Here is a 2,171-nt window from a genome sequence, read left to right as displayed (position 1 = left end):
GCGGGGTCGGGTAACGCGTGGGGTCCCGGTCGTCAGAGGTGAACGACCGGGACCCTGTCCGCGTTCTCAGATGACCGGCGGCCGCCTGCTTCCGCCGTGCCGGTCCCCGACGGGGCATCCTCGGCGGAGGCAGCCGAACCTCACGCCACCGGAACGTCACCCATGCCCGCCGAGCCTCCCGCGGCCGACGGGACGGGTGCCGCGGGACGCCCGGGCGTCCACCTCCCGCGCACTCCGGGCCAGCGCACGGCGGCGCGCACCGCCCGCCCCGCCGGGCCGGGCGCGCTCGACTCACTGTCCGACCTCCCGCCCCCGATCTCCGTCCGCCCCGCCCCCAGTCCCCTCCGTCCCCTTCGCTACGAGCTCCGCCGTGCCACCGGCATCGGCACCGGGTTCTTCACGGCCGGCGCCGTGCTCGTCACCTCGGCTCTCACCGCCGTACTCCTGGCCCGCGCCGGGCACACCCCTCAGCCGCGACTGCTGGCGGCCTGGCCGCGGGAGCTTCCGCTGCCGCCCGCGGCGCTGGGCGCCGGGCTGCTCGGTGCGCTCGCCTTCGGGGACGAGTTCCGCCATCCCGCCCTCGCGGCGGATCGCGGCACCGTGCCCCGTCGGCTCGGCCTGCTCGCGGCCAAGCTCCTGGTCTCCGCCGCCACCGCGCTGCTGCTGGCCTTCCTCACGGTGGGCTGCGACGCGGAAGCGCTCTATGTCGTATACGGACGAGAGCTCGCCCAGGTTCCTGCCGACTGGTTCTCGCTGTGCTTCGCCTGGGCCGGCCTCGTGGTCGGCTGTGCCTGGGCCGGCGTACTGGCGGCGGGTGTCTTCCGGTCCACCTCCGCCGGGCTTGCCGCGGTGGTCGCGGTACCCGTCGTCGTCGTACCACTCGTACAGAAGGCCTTTCAGGGAGCGTCTGTACGGAGAGCGGCCGGGGTCTCGGTGCGGCTGCGCGAGGTGTTCCTGTGGCAGTGGCCCTTCGGGGGCGAGCGGTATCTGGCGGGAGTGGCCCGCGTGATCGTCCAACCCGTGGGTGGCGCAATGACGTTGTCGCTCGCCGCGCTGCTCTGCGCCTATCTGCTCACGACCCTGCGCAGCAGGGCCCGGTGATCACCGATCGTGCGCTTCCCATCCCGGCCTGCGCACAACTCCCCGGAGTGCGCCCATTTCTTTCCGATAAGGCGTCAATTGCGACGGGGTGAGCGATCACCCTTTCGTGTGCTTTTCACCAAAGACCTCAAGGGAGTTGGAGACGGCGCCGACAAAGGATCCGTGAGTACCCTTGCGCACACCATGATGACCGTCGCCCGCTCCGCCGACTCCGGCCTCGTCGGCCCGGGCGAACTCGACCGCTATCCCTACACCGAGGCCTCCGTCGGTGAACGGGTCGGATCTACCGTATGGGAAGGAGCCGAGCCGGAGCTGGGCCGCGTGGGCCGGCGGGCCGCGGGCAGCCGCGGTCGCGGACTGCACGGCCAACTCGTTCAGCAGCTGGGTCAGATGATCGTCTCCGGCGACCTGGGCGCCGACCGGCCGCTGGTGCCCGAGGAGATCGGGCAGCGCTTCGAGGTCTCCCGGACGGTGGTCCGCGAGTCGCTCCGCGTGCTGGAGGCCAAGGGCCTGGTCAGCGCCCGTCCGAACGTGGGCACGCGGGTGCGCCCCGTCAGCGACTGGAACCTCCTGGACCCCGACATCATCGAGTGGCGGGCCTTCGGGCCGCAGCGGGACGACCAGCGCCGCGAGCTGAGCGAGCTGCGCTGGACGATCGAGCCGCTCGCCGCCAGGCTCGCCGCCGGGCACGGTCGTGAGGACGTCCAGCAGCGGCTGGGGGACATGGTCGAGATCATGGGCCACGCCATGGGCCAGGGTGACGCCCTCACCTTCTCCAGGGCCGACGCCGAGTTCCACTCGCTGCTCATCCAGGTCGCGGGCAACCGCATGCTGGAGCACCTCTCCGGGATCGTGTCCGCCGCCCTCCAGGTCTCCGGAGGCCCGGTCACGGGCTGTGACCGGCCGAGCGAGGCGTCCCTGGCCCACCACGGCAGGATCGTCGAAGCCCTCGCCGAGGGCGACGGAGCGGCGGCCGAGACGGCCATGCGTCTGCTCCTCACCACCCACCCTGAGGTGGACCGTGTGGTGCCCGCGCCGCGCGAGCACTGACCGCGCACCGCGGGCGATCC

General features: G+C 72.6%; 1 protein-coding gene and 1 pseudogene. Both read left to right on the top strand.

Annotation, left to right across the window (positions count from 1 at the left end; all coding sequences use genetic code 11):
- Positions 1-285 precede the first annotated feature (285 nt).
- Positions 286-1,101, top strand: a pseudogene (locus tag ABT085_RS45870) (ABC transporter ATP-binding protein); the annotation flags it as partial.
- 162 nt (positions 1,102-1,263) lie between these two features.
- Positions 1,264-2,151, top strand: coding sequence for a FadR/GntR family transcriptional regulator (locus ABT085_RS45865; protein ID WP_351623085.1), 888 nt, complete (start codon positions 1,264-1,266; stop codon positions 2,149-2,151).
- Positions 2,152-2,171: the final 20 nt, after the last annotated feature.

The sequence above is a fragment of the Streptomyces sp. NPDC002265 genome, assembly GCF_040296125.1.
In the GTDB taxonomy this organism is placed as follows: Bacteria; Actinomycetota; Actinomycetes; order Streptomycetales; family Streptomycetaceae; genus Streptomyces.
The sequence above is the reverse complement of the archived record's forward strand: the minus strand, read 5'-3'. Positions and strand labels throughout refer to the sequence as shown.